At 54.0% G+C, this 25,338-nt stretch carries 23 protein-coding genes and 3 pseudogenes; 11 read left to right on the forward strand and 15 right to left on the reverse strand.

What is annotated here, in order from left to right; translation table 11 throughout:
• Window positions 1–125 precede the first annotated feature (125 nt).
• On the reverse strand, window positions 126–1,481 hold the full coding sequence (locus ACSQ16_RS00640) for a PLP-dependent aminotransferase family protein (RefSeq protein WP_435988370.1): 1,356 nt from the start codon (window positions 1,479–1,481) through the stop codon (window positions 126–128).
• 122 nt (window positions 1,482–1,603) lie between these two features.
• Here ACSQ16_RS00640 and ACSQ16_RS00645 point away from each other — a divergent pair, with 122 nt between their 5' ends.
• From ACSQ16_RS00645 to ACSQ16_RS00660, 4 genes are all read left to right on the forward strand, one after another.
• Window positions 1,604–2,899: a hydroxymethylglutaryl-CoA reductase, degradative gene (locus tag ACSQ16_RS00645; RefSeq protein WP_435988371.1), complete on the forward strand. Its 1,296-nt coding sequence runs from the start codon at window positions 1,604–1,606 to the stop codon at window positions 2,897–2,899.
• 39 nt (window positions 2,900–2,938) lie between these two features.
• Window positions 2,939–3,994, forward strand: coding sequence for a TRAP transporter substrate-binding protein DctP (dctP, locus tag ACSQ16_RS00650; protein ID WP_394414039.1), 1,056 nt, complete (start codon window positions 2,939–2,941; stop codon window positions 3,992–3,994).
• A 72-nt stretch (window positions 3,995–4,066) separates the two neighbouring features.
• A complete protein-coding gene (locus tag ACSQ16_RS00655) occupies window positions 4,067–4,555 on the forward strand; it encodes a TRAP transporter small permease subunit (protein ID WP_168613360.1) in 489 nt (162 codons plus the stop codon).
• Entirely contained in the window at window positions 4,555–5,877 is a 1,323-nt protein-coding gene (locus ACSQ16_RS00660) for a TRAP transporter large permease (RefSeq protein ID WP_435988372.1), read from the forward strand. Before ACSQ16_RS00655 ends, ACSQ16_RS00660 begins: the two co-directional genes overlap by 1 nt.
• A 73-nt stretch (window positions 5,878–5,950) precedes the next feature.
• Here the strand turns inward: ACSQ16_RS00660 and ACSQ16_RS00665 are convergent, their stop codons facing one another.
• From ACSQ16_RS00665 to ACSQ16_RS00700, 8 genes are all read right to left on the reverse strand, one after another.
• The gene (locus ACSQ16_RS00665; RefSeq protein ID WP_435988373.1) at window positions 5,951–6,265 is read right to left on the reverse strand and encodes a hypothetical protein; all 315 of its coding nucleotides are present in this window, start codon (window positions 6,263–6,265) and stop codon (window positions 5,951–5,953) included.
• Window positions 6,266–7,191: 926 nt separating this feature from the next.
• A complete protein-coding gene (locus tag ACSQ16_RS00670) occupies window positions 7,192–8,220 on the reverse strand; it encodes an ornithine cyclodeaminase family protein (RefSeq protein WP_435988374.1) in 1,029 nt (342 codons plus the stop codon).
• Between the two features lie 66 nt (window positions 8,221–8,286).
• Window positions 8,287–9,558, reverse strand: a complete 1,272-nt coding sequence (locus ACSQ16_RS00675; protein WP_435988375.1) for an ABC transporter substrate-binding protein — start codon at window positions 9,556–9,558, stop codon at window positions 8,287–8,289.
• 47 nt (window positions 9,559–9,605) lie between these two features.
• Window positions 9,606–10,565 (reverse strand): branched-chain amino acid ABC transporter permease, encoded by a 960-nt coding sequence (locus ACSQ16_RS00680; protein WP_435988376.1) that lies wholly within the window; start codon window positions 10,563–10,565, stop codon window positions 9,606–9,608.
• A complete protein-coding gene (locus tag ACSQ16_RS00685) occupies window positions 10,565–11,470 on the reverse strand; it encodes a branched-chain amino acid ABC transporter permease (protein WP_435988377.1) in 906 nt (301 codons plus the stop codon). The genes ACSQ16_RS00680 and ACSQ16_RS00685 overlap by 1 nt, the downstream gene beginning before the upstream one ends.
• Window positions 11,467–12,198 carry an ABC transporter ATP-binding protein gene (locus ACSQ16_RS00690; RefSeq protein WP_435988378.1) on the reverse strand — a complete coding sequence of 244 codons (732 nt, stop codon included), beginning with the start codon at window positions 12,196–12,198 and terminating at the stop codon, window positions 11,467–11,469. Before ACSQ16_RS00690 ends, ACSQ16_RS00685 begins: the two co-directional genes overlap by 4 nt.
• On the reverse strand, window positions 12,195–12,965 hold the full coding sequence (locus tag ACSQ16_RS00695; protein ID WP_435988379.1) for an ABC transporter ATP-binding protein: 771 nt from the start codon (window positions 12,963–12,965) through the stop codon (window positions 12,195–12,197). The genes ACSQ16_RS00690 and ACSQ16_RS00695 overlap by 4 nt, the downstream gene beginning before the upstream one ends.
• Window positions 12,965–13,378, reverse strand: a complete 414-nt coding sequence (locus ACSQ16_RS00700) for a RidA family protein (protein WP_435988380.1) — start codon at window positions 13,376–13,378, stop codon at window positions 12,965–12,967. Before ACSQ16_RS00700 ends, ACSQ16_RS00695 begins: the two co-directional genes overlap by 1 nt.
• A 194-nt stretch (window positions 13,379–13,572) precedes the next feature.
• Here ACSQ16_RS00700 and ACSQ16_RS00705 point away from each other — a divergent pair, with 194 nt between their 5' ends.
• Complete coding sequence (locus ACSQ16_RS00705) at window positions 13,573–14,811, forward strand: NAD(P)/FAD-dependent oxidoreductase (RefSeq protein ID WP_435988381.1); 1,239 nt, start codon at window positions 13,573–13,575, stop codon at window positions 14,809–14,811.
• 5 nt (window positions 14,812–14,816) lie between these two features.
• Here the strand turns inward: ACSQ16_RS00705 and ACSQ16_RS00710 are convergent, their stop codons facing one another.
• Window positions 14,817–15,605: an alpha/beta hydrolase gene (locus ACSQ16_RS00710; protein ID WP_435988382.1), complete on the reverse strand. Its 789-nt coding sequence runs from the start codon at window positions 15,603–15,605 to the stop codon at window positions 14,817–14,819.
• Window positions 15,606–15,702: 97 nt separating this feature from the next.
• Here ACSQ16_RS00710 and ACSQ16_RS00715 point away from each other — a divergent pair, with 97 nt between their 5' ends.
• Together ACSQ16_RS00715 and ACSQ16_RS00720 are read left to right on the forward strand one after the other, a co-directional pair.
• Complete coding sequence (locus ACSQ16_RS00715) at window positions 15,703–16,869, forward strand: pyridoxal phosphate-dependent aminotransferase (RefSeq protein WP_435988383.1); 1,167 nt, start codon at window positions 15,703–15,705, stop codon at window positions 16,867–16,869.
• Between the two features lie 29 nt (window positions 16,870–16,898).
• A complete protein-coding gene (locus ACSQ16_RS00720) occupies window positions 16,899–17,612 on the forward strand; it encodes a GntR family transcriptional regulator (RefSeq protein ID WP_435988384.1) in 714 nt (237 codons plus the stop codon).
• Between the two features lie 114 nt (window positions 17,613–17,726).
• Here ACSQ16_RS00720 and ACSQ16_RS00725 read toward each other — a convergent pair whose 3' ends face one another.
• Together ACSQ16_RS00725 and ACSQ16_RS00730 are read right to left on the reverse strand one after the other, a co-directional pair.
• Window positions 17,727–19,256 carry an ISL3 family transposase gene (locus ACSQ16_RS00725; protein WP_435988385.1) on the reverse strand — a complete coding sequence of 510 codons (1,530 nt, stop codon included), beginning with the start codon at window positions 19,254–19,256 and terminating at the stop codon, window positions 17,727–17,729.
• A gap of 136 nt (window positions 19,257–19,392) precedes the next feature.
• Window positions 19,393–20,513, reverse strand: a pseudogene (locus ACSQ16_RS00730) (IS110 family transposase).
• Window positions 20,514–20,576: 63 nt separating this feature from the next.
• Between ACSQ16_RS00730 and ACSQ16_RS00735 the strand changes: the two are divergent.
• A pseudogene (locus ACSQ16_RS00735) lies at window positions 20,577–20,786 on the forward strand (transposase domain-containing protein); the annotation flags it as partial.
• Between the two features lie 129 nt (window positions 20,787–20,915).
• The gene (locus tag ACSQ16_RS00740; protein ID WP_435988442.1) at window positions 20,916–21,041 is read left to right on the forward strand and encodes an SDR family NAD(P)-dependent oxidoreductase; all 126 of its coding nucleotides are present in this window, start codon (window positions 20,916–20,918) and stop codon (window positions 21,039–21,041) included.
• Window positions 21,042–21,457: 416 nt separating this feature from the next.
• Here the strand turns inward: ACSQ16_RS00740 and ACSQ16_RS00745 are convergent, their stop codons facing one another.
• From ACSQ16_RS00745 to cysD, 3 genes and pseudogenes are all read right to left on the reverse strand, one after another.
• Window positions 21,458–21,778: a hypothetical protein gene (locus tag ACSQ16_RS00745; protein ID WP_435988386.1), complete on the reverse strand. Its 321-nt coding sequence runs from the start codon at window positions 21,776–21,778 to the stop codon at window positions 21,458–21,460.
• Window positions 21,779–22,345: 567 nt separating this feature from the next.
• Window positions 22,346–22,672 carry a plasmid mobilization protein gene (locus ACSQ16_RS00750; protein ID WP_435988387.1) on the reverse strand — a complete coding sequence of 109 codons (327 nt, stop codon included), beginning with the start codon at window positions 22,670–22,672 and terminating at the stop codon, window positions 22,346–22,348.
• Between the two features lie 291 nt (window positions 22,673–22,963).
• A pseudogene (cysD, locus tag ACSQ16_RS00755) lies at window positions 22,964–23,509 on the reverse strand (sulfate adenylyltransferase subunit CysD); the annotation flags it as partial.
• A 224-nt stretch (window positions 23,510–23,733) separates the two neighbouring features.
• Here cysD and rfbC point away from each other — a divergent pair.
• Window positions 23,734–24,300, forward strand: coding sequence for a dTDP-4-dehydrorhamnose 3,5-epimerase (gene rfbC / locus ACSQ16_RS00760; RefSeq protein ID WP_435988388.1), 567 nt, complete (start codon window positions 23,734–23,736; stop codon window positions 24,298–24,300).
• A complete protein-coding gene (gene rfbB / locus ACSQ16_RS00765; RefSeq protein ID WP_435988389.1) occupies window positions 24,297–25,337 on the forward strand; it encodes a dTDP-glucose 4,6-dehydratase in 1,041 nt (346 codons plus the stop codon). The genes rfbC and rfbB overlap by 4 nt, the downstream gene beginning before the upstream one ends.
• The last annotated feature ends 1 nt before the right edge of the window (window position 25,338 follow it).

A 25,338-nucleotide genomic window follows, 5' to 3' on the forward strand; every position in this document is an offset into this window, starting at 1 on the left:
GTTCTTGGTGGATGAGCAGGAAACCTATAGTCTGAGTTGGGTGGGTAGTGTCTTAGGACATGAAGAAAAGCCGTTTCAGCGAAGAGAAGAAGGGCATTGGGATATTACCTCGAGCACTCTGGGGGCTACTGACCAATCTGCTTTGCTAAGAAGCGCAAAAACCGAGGATCGCTAGTGCGAGTGATGTTGAGCCTAATGCCGGCATTCCCACTGTTTTCCTGCGCTGAGAAGAAAGTAGAGGGGGCTAGGAAAATATCCTCTGTTGCGGCCTTGCGGGCGAGTTCAGTATCGCTCACCCCCTCGGGCAATTCCAGCCAAGCGTAATAGCCCTGTCCTGGGTCAAACTTGCACCGCAAGTTCAGGTCAGCCAAATCACTTTGCAACTTGTCCAAAGCGTCCTGCAATCTTCCTGCTAGTCGGTTGAGGTGACGGGCATAGCGCCGGCTCCGGATCGCTTCCGCAATGATCATCTCGGACATCCGCGAAGAGTTAACGGTCGTGATCATTTTCAGCTCAGCGAGTTCTTCGGCAATGCTGCGCGGGGCCGCGATATAGCCGGTTCGGAATGAAGCAGAAAGGGTCTTCGAAAATGTACCAACAAAGATTACCCGGTCAAAGCCATCAAGCGCCGCAAGCCTTACTCCTTTTGGGTTTGGTAGATCGATGAAAGGATCATCATCAACAACCATGAACCCCAAAGCTTCAGCCAGCTTCAAAACACCATGTGCTGTCATTAGGCTCATTGAAGTGCCCGTCGGGTTCTGAGCTAAGGATTGCGTGAAAAAGAGTTTGGGCCGATGCTGCTCAGCCAAGTTGCGCAGCTGTTCAAGATCCGGCCCCTCAGCACCACGCGGAACCCCAATATAGTTTACTTGAGCGAGACGCAGCTTTGCGAACAAAGGGTAGTACCCAGGGTCATCAACCAAGACCGTATCGCCAGCTTTCAGGTAGCGTCGCACAATCAGGTCCAAACCGTGGTTCGCGCCAAATGTCGTGACGATTTGGTTGGCATCAAGCGTAATACCATCGGCATAGTGATGCGCTGCAATTAAAGATCGGAGCGGCTGATACCCCATGTGAGAGCCGTATCCCGATGTGTCGCTGTCTTGATCCGGTAATTGGCGCATAGGAATGCCAGCCATCCACGAAGCGGGGGGGCGACCATCGCCAACCCGAACTGCATAGTTCTGGTCAAGCTGCGCGCGCAGCAGCGAGATGCTGTCAACCGCTTCGATCAAATGACGCGGCGCCTCGTCCTCTCGCAAGGTTTGATGTTGGCTTGCGACGGTAAATCCGGCCCCTTGTCGAGCTGTTATAAGACCGCGCGCGACCAGCCTATCATACGCCTCGACTATAGTGTTCTTAGACACAGCGTGGACTTGCGCCGCCACTCGGATAGAGGGAAGCCGTTCGCCCACCTTCAAGTCATCATTAACAATGCGGTCGGTAAGGCTCTTTACGATGGTATCGATTTTGTTCATCGCAATCCCCACTGTACCACTAAAAGTACCAGTACAGTCTGCCGCTGTTTTCCACAATTGTCCCTATAAAGCTTCTCCCAGTTCTGCATATGCTCCGCTCTGAATAAGGGGGGATATTCTAAATGGCTGACGGCACCACAGTGCAGATCAATTCACGGCTCGAAAACCTGCGCAATCTTGAGCCAGAGGAGCGGCTCGACCTACTAGCAAAGGCAGTCGGCCTCGCCGATACCGATCAGGCCGCACTGGCAGGGCGTGATGTCTTGCCGATGTCGCTTGCAAACGGGATGATTGAAAATGTGATAGGGAAGTTTGAGCTTCCGCTTGGCGTCGCTTCCAACTTTACGATTAACAACAAGGACTACCTGATCCCGATGGTAGTTGAAGAGCCCTCTGTGGTGGCTGCAGCCTCCTATATGGCCAAAATTGCCCGTGGCTGCGGCGGTTTTCACACATCCTCCGACCTGCCCGTGATGCGCGCGCAGATACAAGTAGCTGGCCTGACGGACCCAAGCGGAGCCCGTCATCGGCTGCTTGCTGCGGAAACCGAACTGCGCGAGATGTGTAATGCGCGCGATGAGGTTCTGGTATCGCTGGGCGGCGGCTGCATTGGGATCGAAGTTCATGTGTTCGAAAACACAGCTGTCGGGCCGATGGCAGTGCTCCATATTCTAGTCGATGTGCGCGATGCGATGGGGGCAAACGCCGTTAATTCGATGGCAGAAACGATCGCACCACGGGTCGCGGAAATTGCTGGTGGACATACCCGCCTGCGTATCTTGTCCAATCTGGCTGATCGTCGCTTGGCACGGGCACATGTCACCTTAACCCCCGAAGCCATGACTACAAAGGCAATGGACGGGCATGAGGTGATTACCGGTATGATCGAGGCTTATGCACTGGCCCAGATCGATCCGTACCGCGCAGCGACCCACAATAAGGGGATCATGAACGGAATCGACCCTGTGGTCGTTGCCACTGGCAACGACTGGCGTGCGATTGAAGCAGGAGCCCACGCCTGGGCTGCGCACAAAGGGAGCTATACCTCGTTGACTACGTGGGAGCGTGGTAGAAATGGCTCTCTCACAGGTACAATTGAGATGCCTATGGCGCTTGGTCTGGTTGGGGGAGCAACCAAAACGCATCCGGCAGCACAAGCGGCGCTTCGCATTCTAAACGTGGAAACAGCCCAAGAGCTTGCAGAAGTCACAGTCGCCGTAGGGTTGGCCCAAAACATGGCCGCACTGCGTGCTCTGGCGACAGAGGGTATCCAGAAGGGACATATGGCGCTGCACGCGCGTAATATCGCCATTCTGGCAGGCGCCACAGGGCCACAGATTGAAGCGGTGGCCAAAGTCATTGCGGGAGAGGGGCACGTGAGTGTCCAAGCAGCGAAGAAAGTATTGTCTGAGCTTTAGGACGACATACAGCATTCAGGTTTTTAGGGAGGATAACCAATGAAAGATAATCTCAATAATAGTGCGACGCGTCGGCATTTTTTGCGTGGAGCCGCAGCTACAAGTTTGGCTGCTCCGGCAGTTGTCGCGGCAAGCTCAGTCCGCGCTCAAGGTACGATTGAGTGGCGGATGCAGGCCCTTTGGGGCGGTGGCACCACACCAATGCTTTATGAAGAAAAGTTCTGCGATCGGGTGCGCGAACTGACTGGCGGAAGCCTTAGCATTACGCCTTTTGCAGGAGGGCAAATTGTACCGGCAGCACAGGCTTTCGACGCTGTGCGCGGCGGTGCATTCCAGTTGATGAAGACCTTTGATGGCTACACTGCCGGCAAGATCCCGGCACATGGATTTTCTTCTACTGTCCCCTTCGGCTTCCCCGAAGCTGACCAATACGAGGCATGGTTTTATGAACGTGGAGGCATGGAGCTTGCGGCCCAATCCTATGCACCCGCCGGCCTTACTTATGTAGCCCCAACAGTCTACGGTGAAGAGCCACTGCATTCGAAAGTCGAAATCCGCAAGATGGCGGATATGGAGGGGCTGAAAGGTCGCTTTGTGGGCTTGGCTGCGGCTGTCATGGCCGATTTTGGTGTTGCGGTGTCTCCGCTGCCCACGTCCGAAGTCTATTCCGCCCTTGATAAGGGTCTCATTGATTTTGCCGACCGCGGCGACATCAAAGCAAACTACGAAGAGGGCCTTCACGAGGTCGCAAAGTACCTCATCCTACCGGGCATCCATCAGCCATCCACCGCAACTTGCTATGTGGCCAATACAGCGGCCTACGGGCAGTTGGACGATCAGCAACGAGCCGCCCTGGCTGTGGCCGCGCGCGAAGTATCTGGCGCACTGCGCCAAAACATTATCGTGGACAACGCTGAATACCTTGCGAAGTTTGAGGATGCCGGCGTCGAAATCATCACCCTTGACCCCGAAGATGTCGCTCAAGCGCGCAGCAAGGCTGTAGCCTCTTGGGAGAAAGCGACTAAGGGAGATGCACTCGCCACAGAGATGATGGAAAGCCAAAAACAGCTTCTCTCGGATCTGCGCCTCCTCTAATCCTAAGGATAGCCACAGAACGGCCCGAGCCCGCAAGCATCGGGCCTTTTTTTGTAACGAAGAGAGGTGCCAATGCTTCGCGCGGCTCAAGCTATTACCACATTCAATCGCTGGACATTTGAGACCACAAAATGGCTGGTCTACGTCATTGCAGCACTCATGCTGTTCGAAGTCATCTCCCGCTACTCCTTTCACAACCCAACCAGTTGGGGGCCTGAGTTGGCCACTTTGCTCTTTGGCCCGTTCTTCCTTCTTGGCGGGCCTTACTTACTCCACATTGGAGGTCATGTGGCCGTTGATATTCTCTCGGCTACGGCGCGAGGCAGGTTGCGCACCATTCTCGCAGTTGCAGCCGCTTTACTTGCGCTCATTTTCGGCGTGATCTTGGTGCGGTTCAGTCTGCCACTAGCATGGCAAGCGTTTGAATACGGGGAGACCAGTTACTCCGCATGGAACCCTGTGGTCTGGCCCGCCAAGATGGTTCTCCCGCTGGCAGGGTTACTTCTCATCTTGCAGTCACTTGCCGAAGTGGTCTTCGCTATCAAAGTGAGGACCGCCTGATGGAAAGTAGTTTTGTTCTAGTCGGGATGTTTGCCTCGCTTATCGTGCTGATGCTCAGCGGCGCGGGCCTTGCCTTTGTCTTAGGTGGCATTGCTTTCTTAGCGACCGCTACCTTGTGGGGACCCAGTGCGCTGATTGTTACGGTCCTCAACACCTTCGAGACAATGACATCGGAAGCGCTCATGGCAATCCCGCTGTACGTTTTGATGGCGGCGATATTGCAAAAATCGCGGATCATCGACGACCTCTATACTGCTATGGAAACATGGTTTGGTGGGGTGTCAGGTGGTTTGGCGATTGGTACCGTGGTCATCTGCACAATTATGGCCGCAATGACGGGCGTGGTTGGTGCAGCAGTTGCCGCAATGGGCATTCTTGCGCTGCCCTCTATGCTGTCGCGCGGGTACCATCCCCCATTGGCGTTGGGGGCGATCTGCGCAGGCGGCACATTGGGCATCTTGATCCCACCATCAGTTGTTACAATCGTCTACGCGATCACCGCACAGATCTCGATCGGTCAGATGTTCATTGCAGGGATTATACCCGGTCTTATTCTTGCGGTGGGGTATTGTAGCTACATTTGGCTGCGCGTGACATTAAACCCGAAGCTCGCCCCTAAACCGATGGAGGAAACCACTATACCGCTCTCGCAAAAGATCGCTTCTCTAAAGCATCTGGCTTTGCCTGCGTTCGTGATCCTGTCTGTTTTGGGCTCAATCTATGCAGGGATTGCAACGCCGACCGAAGCGGCCGCGGTCGGCGTTCTCGGCGCGCTGCTTTCTGCGATCTTCTCTGGCCGCCTTCAGTTGTCGAGCCTAAATGCGGCGGCGACAGACACGCTGCGCGTCACAGCAATGATTTTATGGATCACTTTGGGGGCGAAGGCATTCATCTCAGTGTTTGTAGCGACTGGCGGTGCCGACAGCGTTTTGAGCTTTGTCGAAAGTTTGAATTCTTCTCGCTATGTGGTTTTGCTAGCGATGCTGTTGGTCTTGATATTCTTAGGGCTCTTTCTGGATGAGATCGGCATCATTCTGCTGTGCGTTCCAGTATTCGTGCCAATCATCAAAACGCTGGGATTTGACCCCCTTTGGTTTGGCGTCCTGTTTATGGTGACAGCCCAAATGGCTTACATCACCCCGCCCTTCGGCTACACGCTATTCTATCTCAAGGGGGTGTTGCCCGATGGGATTGGCATTGGTCAGGTTTACCGCGGCGTGATCCCGTTTTTTCTTATTCAAGTAGTCGTCCTGATCCTCTTTGTCGCGTTTCCTGAGATTGTTACTTGGTTACCGGAACAAGCGGCTGCTCGCCTCAAGTGAACGGATAAGCAGGAGACGGTCCTAGGGGCCAAGGTGGGGCACATTTTTACCGCTTTGAAAGCGCCACTGAAAGTCAGGCTGTCCCATCTTTGAGAGGGAGTGTTCCGGTGGGGTGGGCAACGAAATCAAAATACGTGGCCGTAGGGTATTCAGAACGCAAGCCTTCGAGGAACTCGCGTGCCGCAGAAATACTGCTAAAGGACTGCTCTAGAAGCGGAACATAAACGCCTTCGTGAACATCTCCCTGTGAGATAGAAACCATAAAACTACCCCGCGCGGCCGCAGAGCAATACGCTTCATTCTGCGGACACAGATCAGCCAGCATGCTGGCTGGGCCAAGATCGACTCGAATATCATGAGAGTAAAAATCTTTAATCTTCTCAAACATTAGGCGACACGTCATTTTTGGAAGTACATTGCGTACGTTAGGCAGATAATGCCCTAGGAGCAAGGGGTGCGAGCGCCCAGAAACGTCGCCCCAAACTGATCTGATCCAACGTCTAACTTGACTCTCAAGCCGAAACAAATCACTTCTTACCAAGGCAATCTGAACCGGCTCACCGCCTATAGGTTTGGATTGTACAGAGAAGGCGCCAACAAGATCTCGTCAAAAAATGTTGTTCGCGCCTTCTCGCTTTTTGTTCTAGCGCGCCAAAGCGCGCTGCATTTGGGCGTGAACTAAATAATCTTGAGCTTGCTCTGATCGGCGACCCGTCGCAATATAGCTGTATAGCTTATTGCGTGAGGAAAGAGAGCCGTTGCCAGCGTTCCTCGTTTCATATGACAACGAAGTTTTCCCAACAGCGTCGATACCATCGAATTTTAAGCTCTCAGAAGCCTCGTTGCCCAATCAGTTCGAACGATTTACGGAACCTACGAAGGGTAGTATAGATTATTCATACCTTGTGGAGGGTCCGTTAATGACAGTGAAAACTACACTCAGCTTTACTGATCGCCACCGTGACTTCCTTAGGTCTAAGGTTGGACAAGAATATTCTGCTGCGCAAAGCGCAGCTGCCGCTACTGTAACCGAACAGCTTAATTAAGACGAAGTTTATAGGGAGAGTGCTCTAGAAGCTATCTCGTCCATGATTGCCAAAAGGATGGACACGCCAAAGTCTGAGTTTACTTCCGGCGAAGGGATCTTCAGTAACGCGCTGTAACAGTTAGACTCCGATCAAACGTAGTGACCCCGTTAGATAAACTACTGTTTTCTAACAAGAGTCGCACTTGAGGGTAGCGCGCGCCTTAATCTGATAATAAAACTTATAAGGTTAATTATGGTGAAACTCGTCAAAATCTCTCAACCACCGTTTAGAGGTTTGAGTGATTTCTGTTTGATCCAAATACGCTTTGCTGGAATGGACTGGAGCCTTTTTTACTCCCCTGCATATCCACATTAATACCGATCCCGCGCACCTTAGCTTGCTTTAGAACTTCCTTTCCTAAAGCAAGGTCTTCTGTAGCGATACCAAGCGACTTGAAGAGCGTAATTTCCTGACCGCTCACGCGTCCCGGATGGGCACCAGATAGAACACTGTCCAATGAAATAATCTGTTGGTCGACGGCAATGACGCCTTCCGAACGAGCTAGAAGCAGTTCGCCACATTCGGATTCCGCTTGCTCAAAGGAATCTACTACAAATTTTGAGGCTGCAACGAGATCCCCTGCTATTTCGCGAGCGGCCGGATTACTCGCCCCAACTGCGTTGATATGGCAGCCTTCTGATACGTTGGCCAACTTGAGGATTGGCTCTTTAGCGCCAGTAACTGTACATATGACATGCGCTCGATCAACAGCTTCATCTATGCTCTGCGCATGAGTAACCTTCAGTTCTTTAGCGAGTTCGGCTCCATTAGAACGAGCCCAAAGGACCAATTCAGCGGTCGGATAGAGATGCCGCATTGCCACTGCGTGACTCCGAGCTTGAGTACCCCCACCTAGGACTGCGATCCGGGTAGGATTAACCGGAGCCAATGCTTTGGTCGCTACCGCGCTGGCGGCAGCTGTACGCATCGCGGTAATACTTGATGCATCAATAAGGGCAACAGGAACGCCTGTGCCACCGTCAGCTAGCAATAGAAATCCTTGATGACTGTCTAGCCCAATTGATCGGTTACTCTTCCCGACCAACACGACCTTAATGGCCCATGGCCCGCCATCCTCGGTATCCGCAACTGGCATAAGCCCCATCAAGGCGTGACGACCGCCAGCGCTGAGTTGGTGTCGCGCGAAAGACTGAATTGCGCCAGATGCGAGATGCATAAACCCCGCCCGCACAGCATCGTAGGCCTCCTGTGGACCAATTAAGCTACGAACATCTGAAGCATTCAAAATAAGCATACAGAATCTTTCCAGATAGAGGCAAATCTCATGCGCCCCATGACGACCGCATGAGATCTGTTTCTCTTATTTGTCTGCCATCAAGGCGTTAACGCGTTCAACACTCCAAGTCTCGATGTTGGTGAGCTCTCCGTCCTCGGCGATACCCCAAAGTAGATACGGGCCTGAAACGTCACCAAACTGGTCGAACTCGATAGGCCCTGTAGCCCCTACATAAGTGATGCTCTTGCCTTGCTTCAGGGCCTCAATGGCGCGCGCAAATCCTTCAGGACCTGGATTGATTACTTCGCCGCCGGGACCCGTAATTTTGCGGATGGTATCGCGAATTGCGGTTCCCTCGTAGGTGCCCGATGCTTGTGCCGCAAGGAGCGCCACAGCCGCGGCATCATACATAGTATGCAAACCAGGCCCTTCAGGCGCCTCGCCATAGCGATCTTTCCAACTACTGTTGAACGCGTCAACAGACGGTCCGTCAAATTGGGCGTTGTCGATACCGACAGCGTTAGTCAAATACTTCTCCCCGACAGCCTCAATAAATTCCTTTGAGCGCAAAGCATTGCTCAATAGGATGTTTTGAGTGCCACCAAAAGAAATCCATTCACGCATCGCAGTGGCGCCATCAGCGGGAAACGCCACCAAAAAGAGAGCATCTGGTTCCCCTTGAAGAGCTTGAGAAACTTCAGCGCGATAGGATGCCTGCTCTTGATTGTAAGCGACCATTTTCACTTCGCCACCGCCTGCTAAATGCGCTTCTTCAAAGGCTTCAGCCATAGCTAGACCATAGTCTGAGTTTACGTAGATGACCGCTACCTTACTATATCCCCGCTCAGCAGCGAGTTCTGACATTACGAACCCCTGAGGACGCACAGTTGGCAAAGTGCGGAACCAATACCCATCTGTACCACCCTTGCGAGCCAATTCAGTGAAGCTAGGCGCGCTAGAACAACAACTGATTTGGGTCACATTCTCAGGCACAGCAACAGATGTCAGGATTGGCATTGTGACGCCCGATTGAATTGCACCTAAGATAACCTCAGCCCCTTCAACGGCGACCAGCGACTTCGCGGCATCAATGCCGACATTCGGCAATCCCTGATCATCACGCAAACGATATTCGGCCTTGCAGCCGAGCAGACCTCCGGCTTCGTTCATATGCTCCACAGCAAGCTGCCCGGCATTCGCAATGGCACCGCCGATTGCGGCCATAGAACCAGATAAAGATACGACTGCTCCGATGGGATAGGAGCAATCACTGGATTGAGCAGCGGCCGGGTTTGGGAGCAGGCTGAGGGCAGAGAACGCCCCTACAACTGCAACTATACTAAGTTTGTAGTTCATGATTTTCCCTCTGTTGGTAACTCTTATCATTTCGCAAAATTTTCCACTTAAGATGTGGATTTATCTTCTACATGCGTTGAGATGACATCTTCTTCGCCGATCAATCCGCGTGGTCTGAACAGCAGTGTGAAGACGATTAACAACCCGATCAACATGGCTTGCACCGACCCCGCTTGAGATTGCAGCCCTGGTGGCACCATATTGCTGATCAGATAGCCGCTCGCGGTCCACAGCCCCCAGACTAAAAGGCACCCCAATACTGCGCCGCGGTTGTTGCCTGAACCGCCAACAATCAGCATCGCCCATATCTGGAATGTCAGGATCGGCATAAAATCAATTGGGCTGACGAACCCGATGAATCCCACATATATTCCGCCCGCTAAACCCATAATGGCCGAACCAAGAACGAAAGACTGAAGACGGATTTTTACAGGGTTTTTGCCGAGCGACAAAGCCGCGACTTCATCCTCACGGATTGCACGCAGAACGCGACCCCAAGGAGATCGTACAGCGCGCTCTAAGGCTACGTAAATCACGAAGGCAATCGCGAGTACCAAGCCTAGGAAGAATATCGCATAGACGTTATTGTCAGAAAATAGCCCAGCGAACGGGCGTGGCAGACCAACGATGCCGTTTGCGCCGCCAGTCAACGACGTGAAGTTCAACGCGACCAACTGAACTGAAATCGCCACGCCAAATGTAGCAATCGCTAAGTACTCTTCGCGAAGCCTCAAGGTTGCTAATGCCACGATTAATCCCGCAACACCGGCAAAGATGATCCCGCCCCCCAATCCGACGGCGTAGTTTAAATCAAATCCACCGATGAGCCTGTCATTTTCAGGTCCGCTAAGAATTGCCGTGCCGTAAGCGCCGATCGCGAAAAACGCCACGACGCCTGCATTGAACAAGCCTGTATAGCCCCACTGCAGGTTTAAACCCATGACAAGGATCGCATAGATCGACACGATAGTCATAAAGAAGACGAGATAGAGTGCGATACCAAACATCATTTCCCTCCCGAAGTTCCAGCAAAGATGCCGGTAGGGCGAAGATAGAGAACAAAGAGAAGAACAAGGAATGGCACCGCCACCTTGTAGCCAGCTGGAATGAAGAGGACCGAGAGGGACTCGATAGAACCAATCAGGAACCCGCCGATAACAGCCCCAACAACATTGCCAACCCCCCCGAGAATAGCTGCCGCGAAAAGCGGAAGTAGCAATTGGAAACCGAATTCAGGTCTCAGCTGTACAGATACGCCGTAGAGCACCCCTGCGACAGCAGCGAGTGCGCCCCCAATAATCCATGTCCATTGAACGACCCGGGCCAAAGAGATGCCATTGATTTCCGATAAAGTAGGGCTTTCAGAAACCGCGCGCATGGCCAAACCCAATCGCGTTTTCTGCAAGAACAGATGCACTCCCACCACAAGAGCAAGAGAAGTGCAAAAAATGAAAATCTGATCCGGCATGACCCGTAGTCCAGATGCTAGCTTGATAGCGATCTGTAGTTCATTGGTATAATAGGTGGCTTCACCACCAAACATGAGACTGATCAGATTTCGTATGAGAAGCGCCACCCCAAAGGATGCGAAAACAAGCGTAAGATGCCCGACGCGGCCTCGCAGGCGTGAGAAGACAATCCTATCTACAATCAAAGCAAGCGCCACCGTCAAGAGAACCGCCACTACTGTGGCGCCGATTAGGGGCCAACCAAATGTCAAAGGTCCTAATGGCGCGCTTTCCAAATTGAAGACCGTCAGCACGCCAAGAGCCATATAGGCTCCCCAGGTCATCATCTCTGCATGGGCAAAGTTAGCAAAGCGCAAAATGCCCATCGTCAAAGTGAGGCCAATTGCACCAAGAGCATAAATTGCTCCCGTCAAAAGACCGTCGGCCAAAGCCTGTGCGATCATTGTTTCTTTCCAGCTCTTCCAAGATAAATTTCAGACACTTCAGGATCGTCTAGCAGCTGATCGGAAGGACCTTGCAAACGGTTCCGACCCTCAGCCAAGACATATGTTCGGTCTGAGATCCGCATGGCTGCTTTAGCGTTCTGCTCAACCATTAGAACAGCCACACCTGCTGCACGCAGCTCCACCAAATGAACAAAGACTTCTTCAACCATTTTAGGCGACAAACCGGCACTTGGTTCATCCAGCATGATTACTTCTGGATGGGTTAACAGAGCCCGCGCAACAGCGAGCATTTGCCGTTGCCCTCCCGACAGAACCCGTGCCTTCTGACGTCTGAACCTTTGCAGGTCGGGAAACCGATCATAGGCCTCTGCTACCCTTTGGCGGGCCGTATCCTTTGCGAGTGCCTGGGCGCCAACCCGCAAATTCTCATCTATAGTAAGGCTAGCGAATATGTTTTCTGTTTGGGGAACATAGGCCACCGAAGCTTCTGACATTTGGTGGGTTGCAATACGCGTGATGTTGCGATCATTCAGCGTAATTTGACCCGTTTCGATATGCAGCAGACCCGCAACGGCCTTAATCAACGTAGACTTGCCTGCCCCATTCGGGCCGATAATTGTTACCAGCTCACCTTTAGACACGCTCAATGCAACGTCGCTGAGAATGGGGAGTCCCGGCTGATATCCTGCGGTCAGCCCCTCGATTTTTAAGGTCGCGCTCGTCATGCAGCCACCTCACCAAGGTAAGCATCAATAACAGCCGGGTCGGCCGCGACTTGCTCCGGCGTTCCGGTACAAAGTACCCTTCCTTGCGCGAGCACGACAATTGGATCACAGAGCGACATCACCATATCCATATTGTGTTCAATGATAAGAAAGGTTTTTCCGCGCTCGTTCAGCTCGACAATCTTCTCGACTAGAACATCCAGCAAAGCAGGGTTCACTCCAGCGGCAGGTTCATCCAACAAGATAAGCTGTGGGTCCGACATCAAAACACGAGCAAGTTCTAAAAGTTTTTTCTGGCCGCCGGAGATCGACCCAGCGACTTGGCTTTCAAGGTGAGCAAGATTGCAGAATTGAATAATTTCTCGTGCGCGGTCACGTATCTCGCGTTCTTGTAGCCGGACTTGCTTGGGCATGAACCAAGTGTTCCAGAACCGCTCACCCAGTTGGTTCGTCGCCGCGAGCATAACATTCTCAAGAATGGTCATTGTGGGAAACGGGCGCGGAATCTGAAATGTTCGCCCCATGCCACAAGCATAGATATCAGAGGCGGCAAGATGTGTAATGTCGATGCCGTTAAAGATCACCTCGCCAGACGTTAGGCTATTCTCACCCGCAATCGTACTGAACAACGTCGTCTTACCGGCTCCATTCGGACCAATAAGCCCTGTTATTGACCCTTCGGTCACGTCGAATGAAGCACCATCTACAGCGTGCATCATACCAAATTTTTTTACCGCATCGGTAACCTGAAGAAGCGGGGCCGCCATCAGGCCACCCGCTCGCCGTCAGTGCGATCTCGCTTGAGCGCAGTCACTTCGATTTCTACAAGTATTTCAGGTACTGCGAACCCGCATATGATCGTTGTGTTCGTTGGCCGAGGTGCGCTGAATGCAGCCCCCAGCACTTCCGACGCCGCCATGACATGGTCGGCATGAGACAAATACACTCGGACTTGGACGATATCAGACAAGGCTGCACCAGCTTTACCCAATGCGTCGGAAATCTGTTTTAGTGCGCAGCGCGCCTGCTCTGCAGGATCGTCAGGGAACTCACCGGTCCCGGCGTCAAATCCGGCTGTACCCGACACAAAGATCCACTCACCATCCACGACAGCTCGGGAATATCCCGCAAGCTTCTCAAATTTGGAGCCGGTTTCGATCGCCCAACGCTTAGATGTCATGCTCTTGTCCTAGAATTTCCTGTTGACCCGATCATATGATCATGTGATCACATCTACGTCAATGGTAGAGAATTGGGTTCTTCGGAAAGAAAACGTTTTCACCCGTCTTGCAGAGGTTTCGCATTAAAATGAGGCAACTCCCGAAGAATACGCTATGGCATGCGACTACGGCTGCAGGCCCTGAAAGCAGGACCTTGCAGGAAGACTTAGATGCCGAGGTGGCCATTATAGGCGGAGGTTTTCTCGGCCTTTCAGCCGCTCTCAGGCTGGCAGAAAAAGGCGCAAGCGTCATTCTATTAGAGGCGGGTGAGCTTGGCGCCGGTGCCAGCGGAAGAAATGCTGGCTTCGTCGTCCCGCATTTTTCTCGCGCCCACCCTGCAATGATTCAGGATGCTCTGCCTGCGCAGTTCGCTGAACGCCTGCTTCGTCTTGTCGAACGCGGCGGTGAGCAGGTTTTTCGTCTGGCAGAACGAATTGGGATGGGGGCACAGGCAGAACAATCTGGATGGCTGCAGCCCGCCCATTCTCCCAAAATGGCCGAAGCCTTGGAGCAGCGCGCAAAGGAATGGCAGCAGCGCGGCCGGCCCGTGCGCTGGATGTCTGCATCAGAGACGCAGGCACAAACCGGCACGTCCATCTATCACGGAGCTTTGAGCGATTCTTCGGGGGGAATGATCAACCCGTTGGCGCTGGTGCGCGGCCTAGCACGTTTGGCGTTGAACGGCGGCGCACAAGTTTACACAAGAACGCCCGTTGCGCGTATAGTGCCCCAAGGCGGTCAGCACGTCCTTCACACAGCACAAGGAAAAGTTGTGCGGGCCGATCAGGTCATAGTCGCAACAAATTCGGGTACGCATGGTGCAGCTGCAGAACTTGGCCGCAGTGTTTTGCCGCTGCAAGTTTATCAAATAGCAACCCGACCTTTAGATGTCGAAACTATCGCCCGGATCGCACCGAACCGCGTCCCTGTCTCCGACAGCCGCAACAATATTTTCACTTATCGTCTCGATGCTGAGAACCGTTTGATCTCAGGTGGGATGGCTTTGATACCATTAGCTGCAGAAAGGCGAATGGCCAAGCGCATCGCGACACGTCTGGCCACGGAACTTAAGCTGGAGAGCACTCCCGCAGTTGAATACGTTTGGCGTGGCACGGCCGCAGTGTCCCGAGATGGCTTGCCATCTGTTGTCAGCATGGGGGAGAAGATATGGGGCGCCACCGGCTGCAATGGCCGAGGTGTTGCGTTCACAAACATGCTTGGAGCGAGCTTGGCGGATTGGGTCCTCTCGGGAGCGGATCCGAACAATGCTCCCCTGCCCGTTTCACCCGCTGCAGCGCTACCATTTCGTGGGCTTGGACGCATGGCACCTTCTGCCGTGCTCTTAAAAGCAATGGTGGCAGATTGGATTAGGCCGCAAGAGGGCCAGCCATGACCCCATCACAAGCCAAAGCGTTGGAGTCCCATCTGATCCCGTACACGCCGATTGAGTTCAGAATTAGACCCGGCCAAACCGTCGAGCACTATGGTGATATGGTTCTGACCTGGAGCCGACAAAACATCGGTACCGACATGAGCTGCATAGGCGCGCGACTGTCGCTGAAACTCTTCCGTCTCCTCCCCGCCCACTGCGACAATCATCGGAGCGTCTATCTCCACTGGACAGCCAAGAGGCGAAAAATTTGCCACCTCATTGGGCGTCAGCTGCAAATCATCATTCTGAAACGACATCGTGACCGGTTGAAGATCAAAAAGGCCACTGATCGCTGTACCTCCACGAATTACATCCACAACTGGGCGCCTCATACACTCAGCAACAAGATGCCCCCCTGCAGAGTTGCCCGAGATAAAGATACGGTCTGGGTCCCCACCAAAAGACGCCGCATTTTGGTGGACCCATCTGACCGCCTTTTCGCAGGATTCGATTATGTCCGACATGCGACAAGACGGCATAAGCGGATAGTCAATCACCACCAGCGCCGCCCCAAATGGGACAAACCCCGGAGCAAGAAAACTGAACAAATCTGCGGTGAGAGACTTCCAAAACCCTCCATGAATAAAAATCATAACAGGTGCATCAGACCCGGCGGGGAAGATGTTCAGCATCTCGTTCTGTCCTTCCCCATACCGCACCCTATGCCGCAAATCGAACGTGTTCATACAGCTATCCGCTGCGCGCGAACGTCGGTCAAAAAGTTCACCCAAGTTTTCGATGCCGTCGAGAGACATCTGAAAATCCATGTGGCTTCGATGAGCAGTCATAATCATTCTCTAAATTTAAAAAATTCCGTCGCTTAAAGCGCCAGAAAACAGGAGCATACACGCAATGCCTACGTCAAGATTCGCCCGCCGCATCACCGATACCTCCGAGAAAAGCTATGGAATGGTGGCTTTAGCAATGGCTGAAAAAGGTCCGCTTATCCACCTTGAACTCGGCCGTCCCATGTATGACACGCCGCTCCATATCAAACAGGCTACGATTGATGCGCTGCTCGCGGGTGACGTACATTACAGCGACCTGCAAGGACTTCCTGAACTGCGCGAAGCGCTTGCTATCAAACTGCTGCAACAAAATGCGCTTCAGGTGGATGCGTCACAGATCATTGTCACAAATGGCCTCACGCAAGCGTCCTTCGCCGCCTTCATGGCACTTCTGGATGCCGACGACGAGGCAATCTTGCTTGACCCCTTCTACCCCCAGCATATCGGCAAGATCGAATTTGCTGGGGCCACCCCAGTGATCGCATCATTGGACCCCGCTGATAATTTTAGCATCAAACGGGAGCTAATCGAAGCGCATATCACGGAAAGAACGAAGGTCATCGTTCTTGTTAACCCCTGCAATCCGACAGGGCGTGTGTACAGTCGCGAAGAGCTGAGTATCGTCGCAGAGTTGGCTCTTGAGCACGATCTGGTGGTAATTACAGACGAGGTCTATGAGCAGATCACCTTCGACGGAGCGCAGCATATCTCAATCGCAACACTGCCGGGAATGGCCGAAAGAACGATTACGATGCAGGCTTTCACGAAAGCCTATGCAATGGATGGATGGCGAATCGGCTATCTTGTTGTCCCGGGCGATTTCGTCGAACCTTTGATGAAGGTAACGACTACAGAGGTCACCCACGTTAATACTTTTATTCAACATGGAGCGATCGCTGCACTCCAAGGCTCCCCTGAACCCCTTAGTGAGATGGTAGAAGGTGATCACCATAGCCGGAATCTAGTGGTCCAGCGTCTAAACCAAATGCCAGGGGTAACCTGTGCGACACCTGAAGGTACGATTTACGCCTTTCCGGACATTTCCGCTACGGGGCTCGACTCTGATACTGTGGCAATGCGACTGATGCGCGAAGCAGGAGTGGTTGTCGAATCCGGCCGTTTTTACGGATCTGCAGGGGAAGGGCACTTGCGTATTTGCTTCGGTGCGCAACCGCAGGAAGTCTTAACTGAAGCGATGAACAGACTTCAGAATTTCTTCAATAAACTGTAAGGCCGTACCGGGAAGCAGGAGCGAGACCTATGATGGACAACAACCGGACAAACCCTGATCCGAGTGACCTTGAACTCGAACCTGTGCGCACGCGTATGACCGTCGCAGACAACGTGCATGCGTCGCTTAGGCAGGCATTGATCCTGGGTAAATTTGATCCGGGTCAGCTTCTGACGATTTCCGCCTTAGCCAAAAGGTTTCAAACCAGTCAAATGCCGGTGCGAGAAACATTGCGCCGTCTCGCCGCAGAAGGCGCCTTGGAGATGAGATCAAATGGGTCGGCCTACGTGCCACAAGTTACCCGCGAAGCGCTGGATGATATTTGTCAGGCCCGCGTATCCGTCGAACGATTGGCAACCAAGTTGGCCGTCGAACGCTCGACAGAAGCGGAGATTGATGCACTGGCAAGACTAGAGGATGAACACGCCGCGATTTCGGGCACAAAAGATATTTACGACATGCTCGAAAAGAACCGAAATTTTCATTTTGCTATCTACCGCGCTGCGCGATCACCAGTACTATTACATGTCGTCTCTACCCTGTGGCTACGTTATGGCCCCTTCATGAGGATGCTGTCTCTGCATTTAGCTCCCCGGTTAGAGGATGGCCTGCATGAGCCGTTCTTGGACGGTCACCACGCGATTGTGGAGGCCATCCGTGGCAAACAAGCAGAAAATGCTGCCGATCTCATGCAAAAAGATATTGAGCGAACTCAAACCCTACTACAACAGCTCTGCGACTAGCGTGGCCAAACATTGCTCCTTCAGAGGGATCTGAAACAAGTAAGGCCGCAATTTCCAAGCCTACGTGTCAATCGGCAGGCAATCTTGGGTCCGACTCAATTTCTGTGGCGCCTTTCATGCCGAATGCTGAAGGCGCGCCAGGAGCAGATCGATGCCTGCGGTGCCATACATCTGCCGTTTCAGCAATTTCAGCCGGTTGATCTGACCCTCTGTCTGGCCGTTGGACCAAGGCTCACGAAGCACCGCGGTAACCGCATCGAGATCGGCAGAGAGGCCGCGCGAAAATGACGCCAGTCCAGACGCCTTCGTCTGATCTAACCAGTCAGCTAGCCCGTCTTCCTCGCCGTTGCGGACCATGGAGGTAAAGGCATCAAGGAGCCGACGATCTTGCGCCAGTTGCGGCAGAGCGTTTTCAACCTGAGCGACGAATATGCTGTCGGCTTTCGAGAGGTGATGCCGACCAGAGGTCATCATACGGGCGATCTTGCGACTCGGAGGGCATTTGCCTGTGCCCTGCGGGATGGCGGCCTCGGCTCGGCGCTGGCGTGTGGCCCATTCCCCGACCACGCGGAGACTTCCTTGGAAACCGTCCGCTCGCAGCCGGCGCCAGAGTTCAGCGCCATTGCGACATCCCTGCTGCCAATACTGTTCAAGCTGCGGGAACCAAGGGGTTAGGCTGCTTTGGCGTAGCCTGAAGACGTCTTCCCGTTCGCCTCGGCTTAGGCCAGTGACCCGGACGATCCGCTTGATAGGCACGCCTTCGGCACCCATCCGCTGGATCAGCACGTTGGTTTTCTGGCGCCGTTGAAAGCCTTCGAATTGCAAACGTTCCGCCGACGTCAGAATACCGGGATCCAGCTCGACGCCGCAGACAGGTCTTCGTATGTCCGGGATTGCGCGACGGACGGCGGCGAGAAACGCATCGCTTGCGTTCTGCAGAAGGTGCCAACGGTCGGCAATCTGGGTCGCATAAGGAAGCGCTTCGGAAATCGCCTGTCTGTATCCGCCGTTCCGGTCTCGCGCGACGATTTCGATCTGCGGATGCTGGCGCAGCCATGCAGCGACGGTCGCAGGCTCGCGATCCGGCAGCAGGTCGATGACGGCACGCCGTTCGAGATCGCAGATCAGCGTTCCATAGCGCTGTCCTTTGCGCCAAGCCCAGTCGTCGATCCCGATGACGCGAGGTTCATGGCCCATGGTCCGCGCACCTGACGCAGCCCCGCGGAGAAAGGTATCCTTGCTCACACCGAACCGGAGACGGCGTCCAAGTGCCTGAGCTGGCCGACCGCCCATCGCGCGACCGAGGTAGGCAACGAGGTCCTGAAATCGACCGGTCCGACGACCATAACGGCACGCAAGGTAATCTGGGACTTTCTCGCTGAAAGTCATGATGGAACATTGCGACGTAACACAGCGGAACCGTCGCACCGACAAGCGCACCTGAACGGAGCGACCAAGCGCCGGAAAGTCCTTGAGGTGCCGGACGTAACGTCCATGCTGACGAGTAGACCGCTGTCCGCAACCCGGGCAAATCACTTCCGCGCCCGTAACCTCTGCGTTAATTGCGAGGGTCGCGCCGCCCACGTGATATCCGGTGGCGTGAAGCCCTTCAGGCAACAGCTCGGTGTCGAAACGCTTTGTCATGGTGATCATCTCCTCCAGCATGTAAGCCAGATGTAGGAGTGGGGCCGCCAAAAATCACACAATGTGCGACAGAGCCCAAATTGCATGCTTGTTCACTTGCATACAGACCATCAGATTTGTTCGGCCTGAGATTGCTCTATCGTACGGCCATTCCGCCTTCTGCGTTGCGAGCAATCGCCCAGATAAATTTAACCAGTGCACGCGCGACAGCTGTCACAGCCACCTGACTGCGTTTGTGGCGTATCTGCGTGAGACGCTGATATCGGCCATACAATCGCAACTGCGCTTTCCAGGCGATATCCTTCGCCGCCTGTGAAAGGTCTTTTTGTCGAACCAGTGGCCACTGTCCCACTTTTGGCTTCAGCCGGTAGAGCCAAGCAGCCTCGAACAAGAGCGCGCGAACGTCCGAGGATCCTGCCTTAGTGATCCCGTGCAGGCGTATGCTGGACCCACTTGAGAATTCCCCCGGCACCAGACCAAAGTAGCTCATCAGGCGATTTGGGTTTTCAAACCGAGCAAAATCGCCGACTTCTGCGACAACCGTTGCGGCTATCACTATGTCAAGACCGCGAAGGGCTGTGAGCTCTCGCACGATCGGGGCCAAAACCCAGTCTGACATCAGGTTTTCAATCTGTCCGTCAATCTGGGTCCGTCGATCGACAGCTTGCTCTTCTTCATTGAGATAGCTCTGCAAAGCGAATTGCGTTGCAACATGGCCGAATTGAAGATCCGCCAGCCAGACCCGATGTCGATGTCCCCATTTCTTTCGTTCATAGCGCCGGCCGTGCTTCAGCAAGAAGCAGCTGATGCGCTGGCGTGCCTTACGAACTTGATGAGAGGATATGCGCCGCGCCTTCACCAGGTCCTGCATCGCCTCGTGGGTCGCATCCGGCGTCCAGATATAGGTGAGTTCAACGGCCCGGTGCAATCGGGCCAGATTCAGCGCGTCGATCGTATCGTTCTTCATGCGCCGCTTTCCCGGGTGAACAGGGTTCTGGAGGGCGCAACGACGTCGCAGACATGTCCGAGTCCGATAAGATGGCGGTGCAGGCCATAGCCGCACGGCCCTGCTTCATAGGGAAAAGATATCGCTTCAAACCTGACCGCCAATTTCTTGACCTCTCGATTGATGGCGGTCGTCTCGTGCGGGATAGAACCCAAAGAGCAAACCTCCCCGGATCGTTCGCTTTCAGCAAAAGCCACAGCGATTGTGTCCTTGTGTACATCCAGACCCACATAGGCATCAAAATTATCCATAACAGTTCTCCTTTCCTCGCCGAACGATTATGCACTGCAGCCACGGAAAACGGTCATCTCATCTGGCTCTTTGCAGGGGCTGACACAAGTGCGGAAACCTTAGGTCGCGCCATGATCATTATCGAAACAGCCAAGCTAAACGGCATCGATTCCCAGGCCTATCTCGCGGACGTTCTCGACCGCATCCAAGACCACAAGATCAACAAGCTGGATGAGCTCCTGCCGTGGAACTGGAAGGCGTTAGGACAAGCAGCCGCCAGTCAAGCCGCGTGAACTGCGGTATCAATGGCGCCGTTACCCCTGATCACGGGCGCTGCACGGGGCATCGGCCTTGCCACCGCCGCGCTTTTCCACGCCGAAGGCCGCTGCGTTGTGGTGCTCGACATCACTTGAGACGACTCGATCCCGCAGCAGGTCGCGCAGGCCCTCGCGGAAGCGGCGCAAACCTTCGGACGCCTCGACATTCTGGTCAACAACGCGGGTGTCGGCTATTTCTGCCTATTGGCCGAGGCCGATTTTGCCCGCTGACGGCGCGTGATGGAGACCAGCCTCGACGGCGTGTCTCTGTTGCCCCAAGCCTTCGTAAAGACGCTCAAGCGCGATTACGTGCGCGTCAATCCGCTACCCACTGCCGAAACCGCTTAGGCGTCTGGTGAAACGAGGGCCGGTCCAGAGATGTCTTGGCCGAGGCAGAGCACTATTTCGTTCTCGCCCTGCCCGGAGATGCCATCCCTTGAAGCCCCGGTGTCGGCATCTTCTTCGTCATCACCCTCTTCGCACAGCGCTATATCGGCCAGCCGCTCGCAATTTTTCTGGCGGCGCTTTATGCGGGTCTCCTTCCGACTCTCGTAGTCATGGCGCCGCTATTGGACGATACTGCAATGAGGGTTACCCCCTGCAAGCGGGGGATACATTTGTTCTTTTCCTAAGCGTGCCAAGCTTGATCACATCTCTAATTTATCTTGATGCTTATAAACCCTCACTACACTAGGAATATCTGAGTAATCAAATCCGAAAATGTTAAAATGGACCCTATTGCTGCATGCTTGGAAATCGCTAAACATTCGCTTTACAACAGCCTGAGCTTCTTCGAGTGTTTCGTAAACGCCATGCGCGTAAGTAGCAGTGTCATTGAATGTGCCGCACCACCCGTCAAGCTTCACTTCCCCGCTTAGATTCGTTGTAGCAGGTAGTGTCTCAATAACTATTTCGGTAGTGCAACGGTCAATTTCATTATAAATTTCCTTGATGTAAAATTCAGTCATATTCTTTTTCCTCAGTGGTAATCAATAAGTTAAATGTTGCAGTATGGTGATCTAAATCAACCTTACAACTAAGAAAAGCTGAAAAATCTCTGCTATTTTGACCTTATTGAGCGAGTACTGAGTTTTCCCAGCTTCAACCAGACGCCTTGGCCCATATGTAAGCGTTGGCTTGGGCTCACGCTGTTGGGTGTGATCCGCGCTGCGAGAACGAACCCATCTTATGCGTATCCGAGATGCAAGGAAATGAGTATGACCGCTTTGCAGTACGATCATATAGTGGTCGAGGCCCATGCCATCGCACCAGGCTTGGCCGATCGTGGCCCACTCGGAGTGGGACAGGTCCCGCTCGGTTTGCGGTACGGAAATAGACACATGATGTAGATGCCGCTGCAGTCGCGGGCGCAATTGCACGGAGAAACTTCTCAGCAGCCTTTGGCGTCTTGCCGATTGTGCTGCCGACAACAGTAACCTGATCCCGTTCGCGTCCGGCATGGTCGGTCGCTTGAAGCAGGTAGCGTGCTGTAGGTCCCGCCCTGCGGGGGCGTTAGATCTTAGCTAGTGCCATCGTCAGCCCCCCTTTATTATGGCAAGCCGGAGGGCGTCGAGATTAGCTTCCACCCGGCCCAGAACCTTAATGATTTCTCCACGCTTTAGGCTCTCGTGCGTCGCAACGTGTTGGATAAAGGCCCCGACGTCATATCCCACCTCGCCCAGTCTCACGAGGGCGACCCCATCCGAAGGCTGCAAAAGTGCCCGGGATCGCCGTCCGAGTAACATGGCGCGAATGTAGTCAGAGAGTGACCTCCCCGCCGCGCGCCTCGTGAGCATGTCTCGTTCTGCTTGGGTGACGCGCGCCGTGATTGTTGTGACCCTTTCGGTTTTGTTGTTTTTCATCTTTTTACCTCTCGTTTAGAGGCGCGATCCGAGCGGGCGTAATACATTGACATTGCTTGCCCACTGGTTTCGGCCTCAGAAAGGCAAGTTGTTTGAAAATCTTAAAATCGTGGAAAAGAAGGCTGGACTAGTTTGGAAGGGGCCCAAAAGCATTTGTCTGAGCGAAATCTAACGCTGAGCCGGGCTAAAGGTCAGCAAGCTTATTACAAATAGAGAGGCGCACGTATCCAAACTGAAAGCTATCGGATTTCGATCTCGTGACCTACTATAGAAGATAGGAACTCCGCGCCGGACCCTTCCGGTGCTAGATTGCCCCAAAAACGATTTCCCACACCGCCAGAGTTCCAGGCGCTGGTTCTTGGGATCCCACCGGTGGTTAGCCGAGCGGAAAGAAAAGACACGCTCCTTGGTGCGAGATTTCTCCTCATCGTGGCGCGCACCGCCGAAAGCAACATCAAAACCATGCTTGTCAAGCGCTTGCTTCAGGCCTTCCGTTTTCCACATGTCGGTATGCAGCGTGCCGTGGTCAAATGGGGTGATCCCCTCTTCTGCCGCTTCGGGGTTTTGATGCACCAGCAACTTCATCCCGGGCTCGCTCGCTGCGCGGTCCCGAAGCGCATACATGTCTTGGAGCTTCCAAGTGGTATCAACATGCAGCAGCGGAAAGGGGGGCGGTGCCGGGTAGAAAGCCTTCTTTGCCAAATGCAACATGACGGCGCTGTCTTTGCCAACGCTGTACAGCATCACGGGGTTTTCGGCTTCCGCGGCAACCTCGCGCAAAATGTGAATGCTCTCCGCCTCAAGGCGCTGCAGGTGGGCCAGGGCTGTCGTGGTCACAAAAGGCAATCTTTAGAAAGGGCATCTTTTGGAGGGTATACATTAGTTCTATTTTCTGAGACAGCGAGGAGAACCGTTAATTCAGAAAGGCTATCTTCCGATCGTTGGAGTTCTCGTCAATCCTATTGACTGAATATAGATTTCTGGGGCCGTACTTTCCCCCCCATGACATCGACACTATTGCTTGCTATGGAAAGTGTGAAGCCTCCAAGGATCACGCCGCCATGCAAGTAACCCAAACCGCCCTACCGGGGGTCTTCTTGTTAAAACCCGCAAGGTTCGGCGATGCACGAGGGTTCTTTTCCGAAAGCTGGAACCGTAAGAGACTGGCGGAACATAGGATCACGCTTGATTTCGTACAGGACAACCACTCGCTCTCTGCCGCCGTGGGGACCGTACGCGGGTTGCATTTTCAGGCCCCGCCTCATGCGCAGGACAAGCTGGTGCGCTGCGGGCGAGGCGCGCTGTTCGATGTGGCGGTGGACATCCGCAAGGGCAGTCCGACCTATGGCCAATGGGTCGGCTATGACTTGACCGCTGAGAACGGATTACAACTGCTGATTCCCAAGGGTTTTTTGCACGGCTTTGCGACGCGCGCGCCTGATACGGAGATCCTTTATAAGTGCACCGATTACTACGCGCCCGAATGCGAGGGGGCTGTGCGTTTTGACGATCCTGGTATTGGCATTGATTGGGGCATAGCCGGGGAGGCAATCCTCTCTGAAAAAGACGCCATGGCCGCGCAGTGGGCGGCTTTCGACAGCCCATTTTCCTATGGGGAAACGACATGAAGATTCTGGTGACGGGGGGCGCGGGCTTTATCGGCTCAGCAGTGGTGCGGCTAGCGGTGGCGCGAGGGCATGAGGTCGTCAACTTGGATGCGCTGACCTATGCGGGCTGTCTCGAAAGCCTCGCCAGTGTCGCGGATGATCCGCTCTATAGGTTTGAGCATGCCGACATCCGCGACCGCGCCGCACTGGATCGTATTTTTGCGGCGCATCAGCCAGATGCGGTGATGCATCTGGCCGCGGAAAGCCATGTGGACCGGTCAATCGACGGGCCCGGGGATTTCATCGAGACCAATATCACCGGCACCTACAACATGCTGGAAGCCGGGAGGAGCTATTGGGTGATGCGGGGAAAGCCGGAAGGGTTCCGCTTTCACCACATCTCTACGGATGAGGTCTATGGCTCCCTCGGGCCAGAGGGGATGTTCACCGAAGACACGCCTTATGACCCGCGCTCGCCTTACTCCGCCTCCAAAGCATCCAGCGACCATTTGGTCCGCGCATGGCATGAGACCTATGGCCTGCCGGTCGTGTTGACCAATTGCTCCAACAACTACGGGCCCTTCCACTTTCCCGAAAAACTGGTGCCGGTGGTGATCCTGAACGCTTTGGCGGGCAAGCCTATCCCAGTCTACGGTGAGGGGCTGAACGTGCGTGACTGGCTCTATGTAGAAGACCACGCCGACGCGCTGCTGCTGGTGCTGGAGAAAGGCGATTTGGGCCGCAGCTATAACATCGGCGGCGAGAACGAGGCGCGTAACATCGACCTTGTGAAAACCATATGCAGCATTCTTGATCAAAAGCGCCCCAAGGAAACGCCCTACGCCGATCAGATCACCTTCGTACAGGATCGAGCGGGCCATGACCTGCGCTATGCCATTGACCCCAGCCGTATCCGTGATGAACTGGGCTGGCGCCCGTCGGTGACGGTCGAAGAAGGGTTGGAGCGGACCGTGCAATGGTATCTCGATAATGAGGACTGGTGGCGCACGCTGCAGAACCGCGAAGGCGTTGGTCAACGACTTGGCACCAAAGGGTGAA

Origin of the sequence: Sulfitobacter sp. SH24 (assembly GCF_965641895.1) — a bacterium.
In the GTDB taxonomy this organism is placed as follows: Bacteria; Pseudomonadota; Alphaproteobacteria; order Rhodobacterales; family Rhodobacteraceae; genus Sulfitobacter; species Sulfitobacter dubius.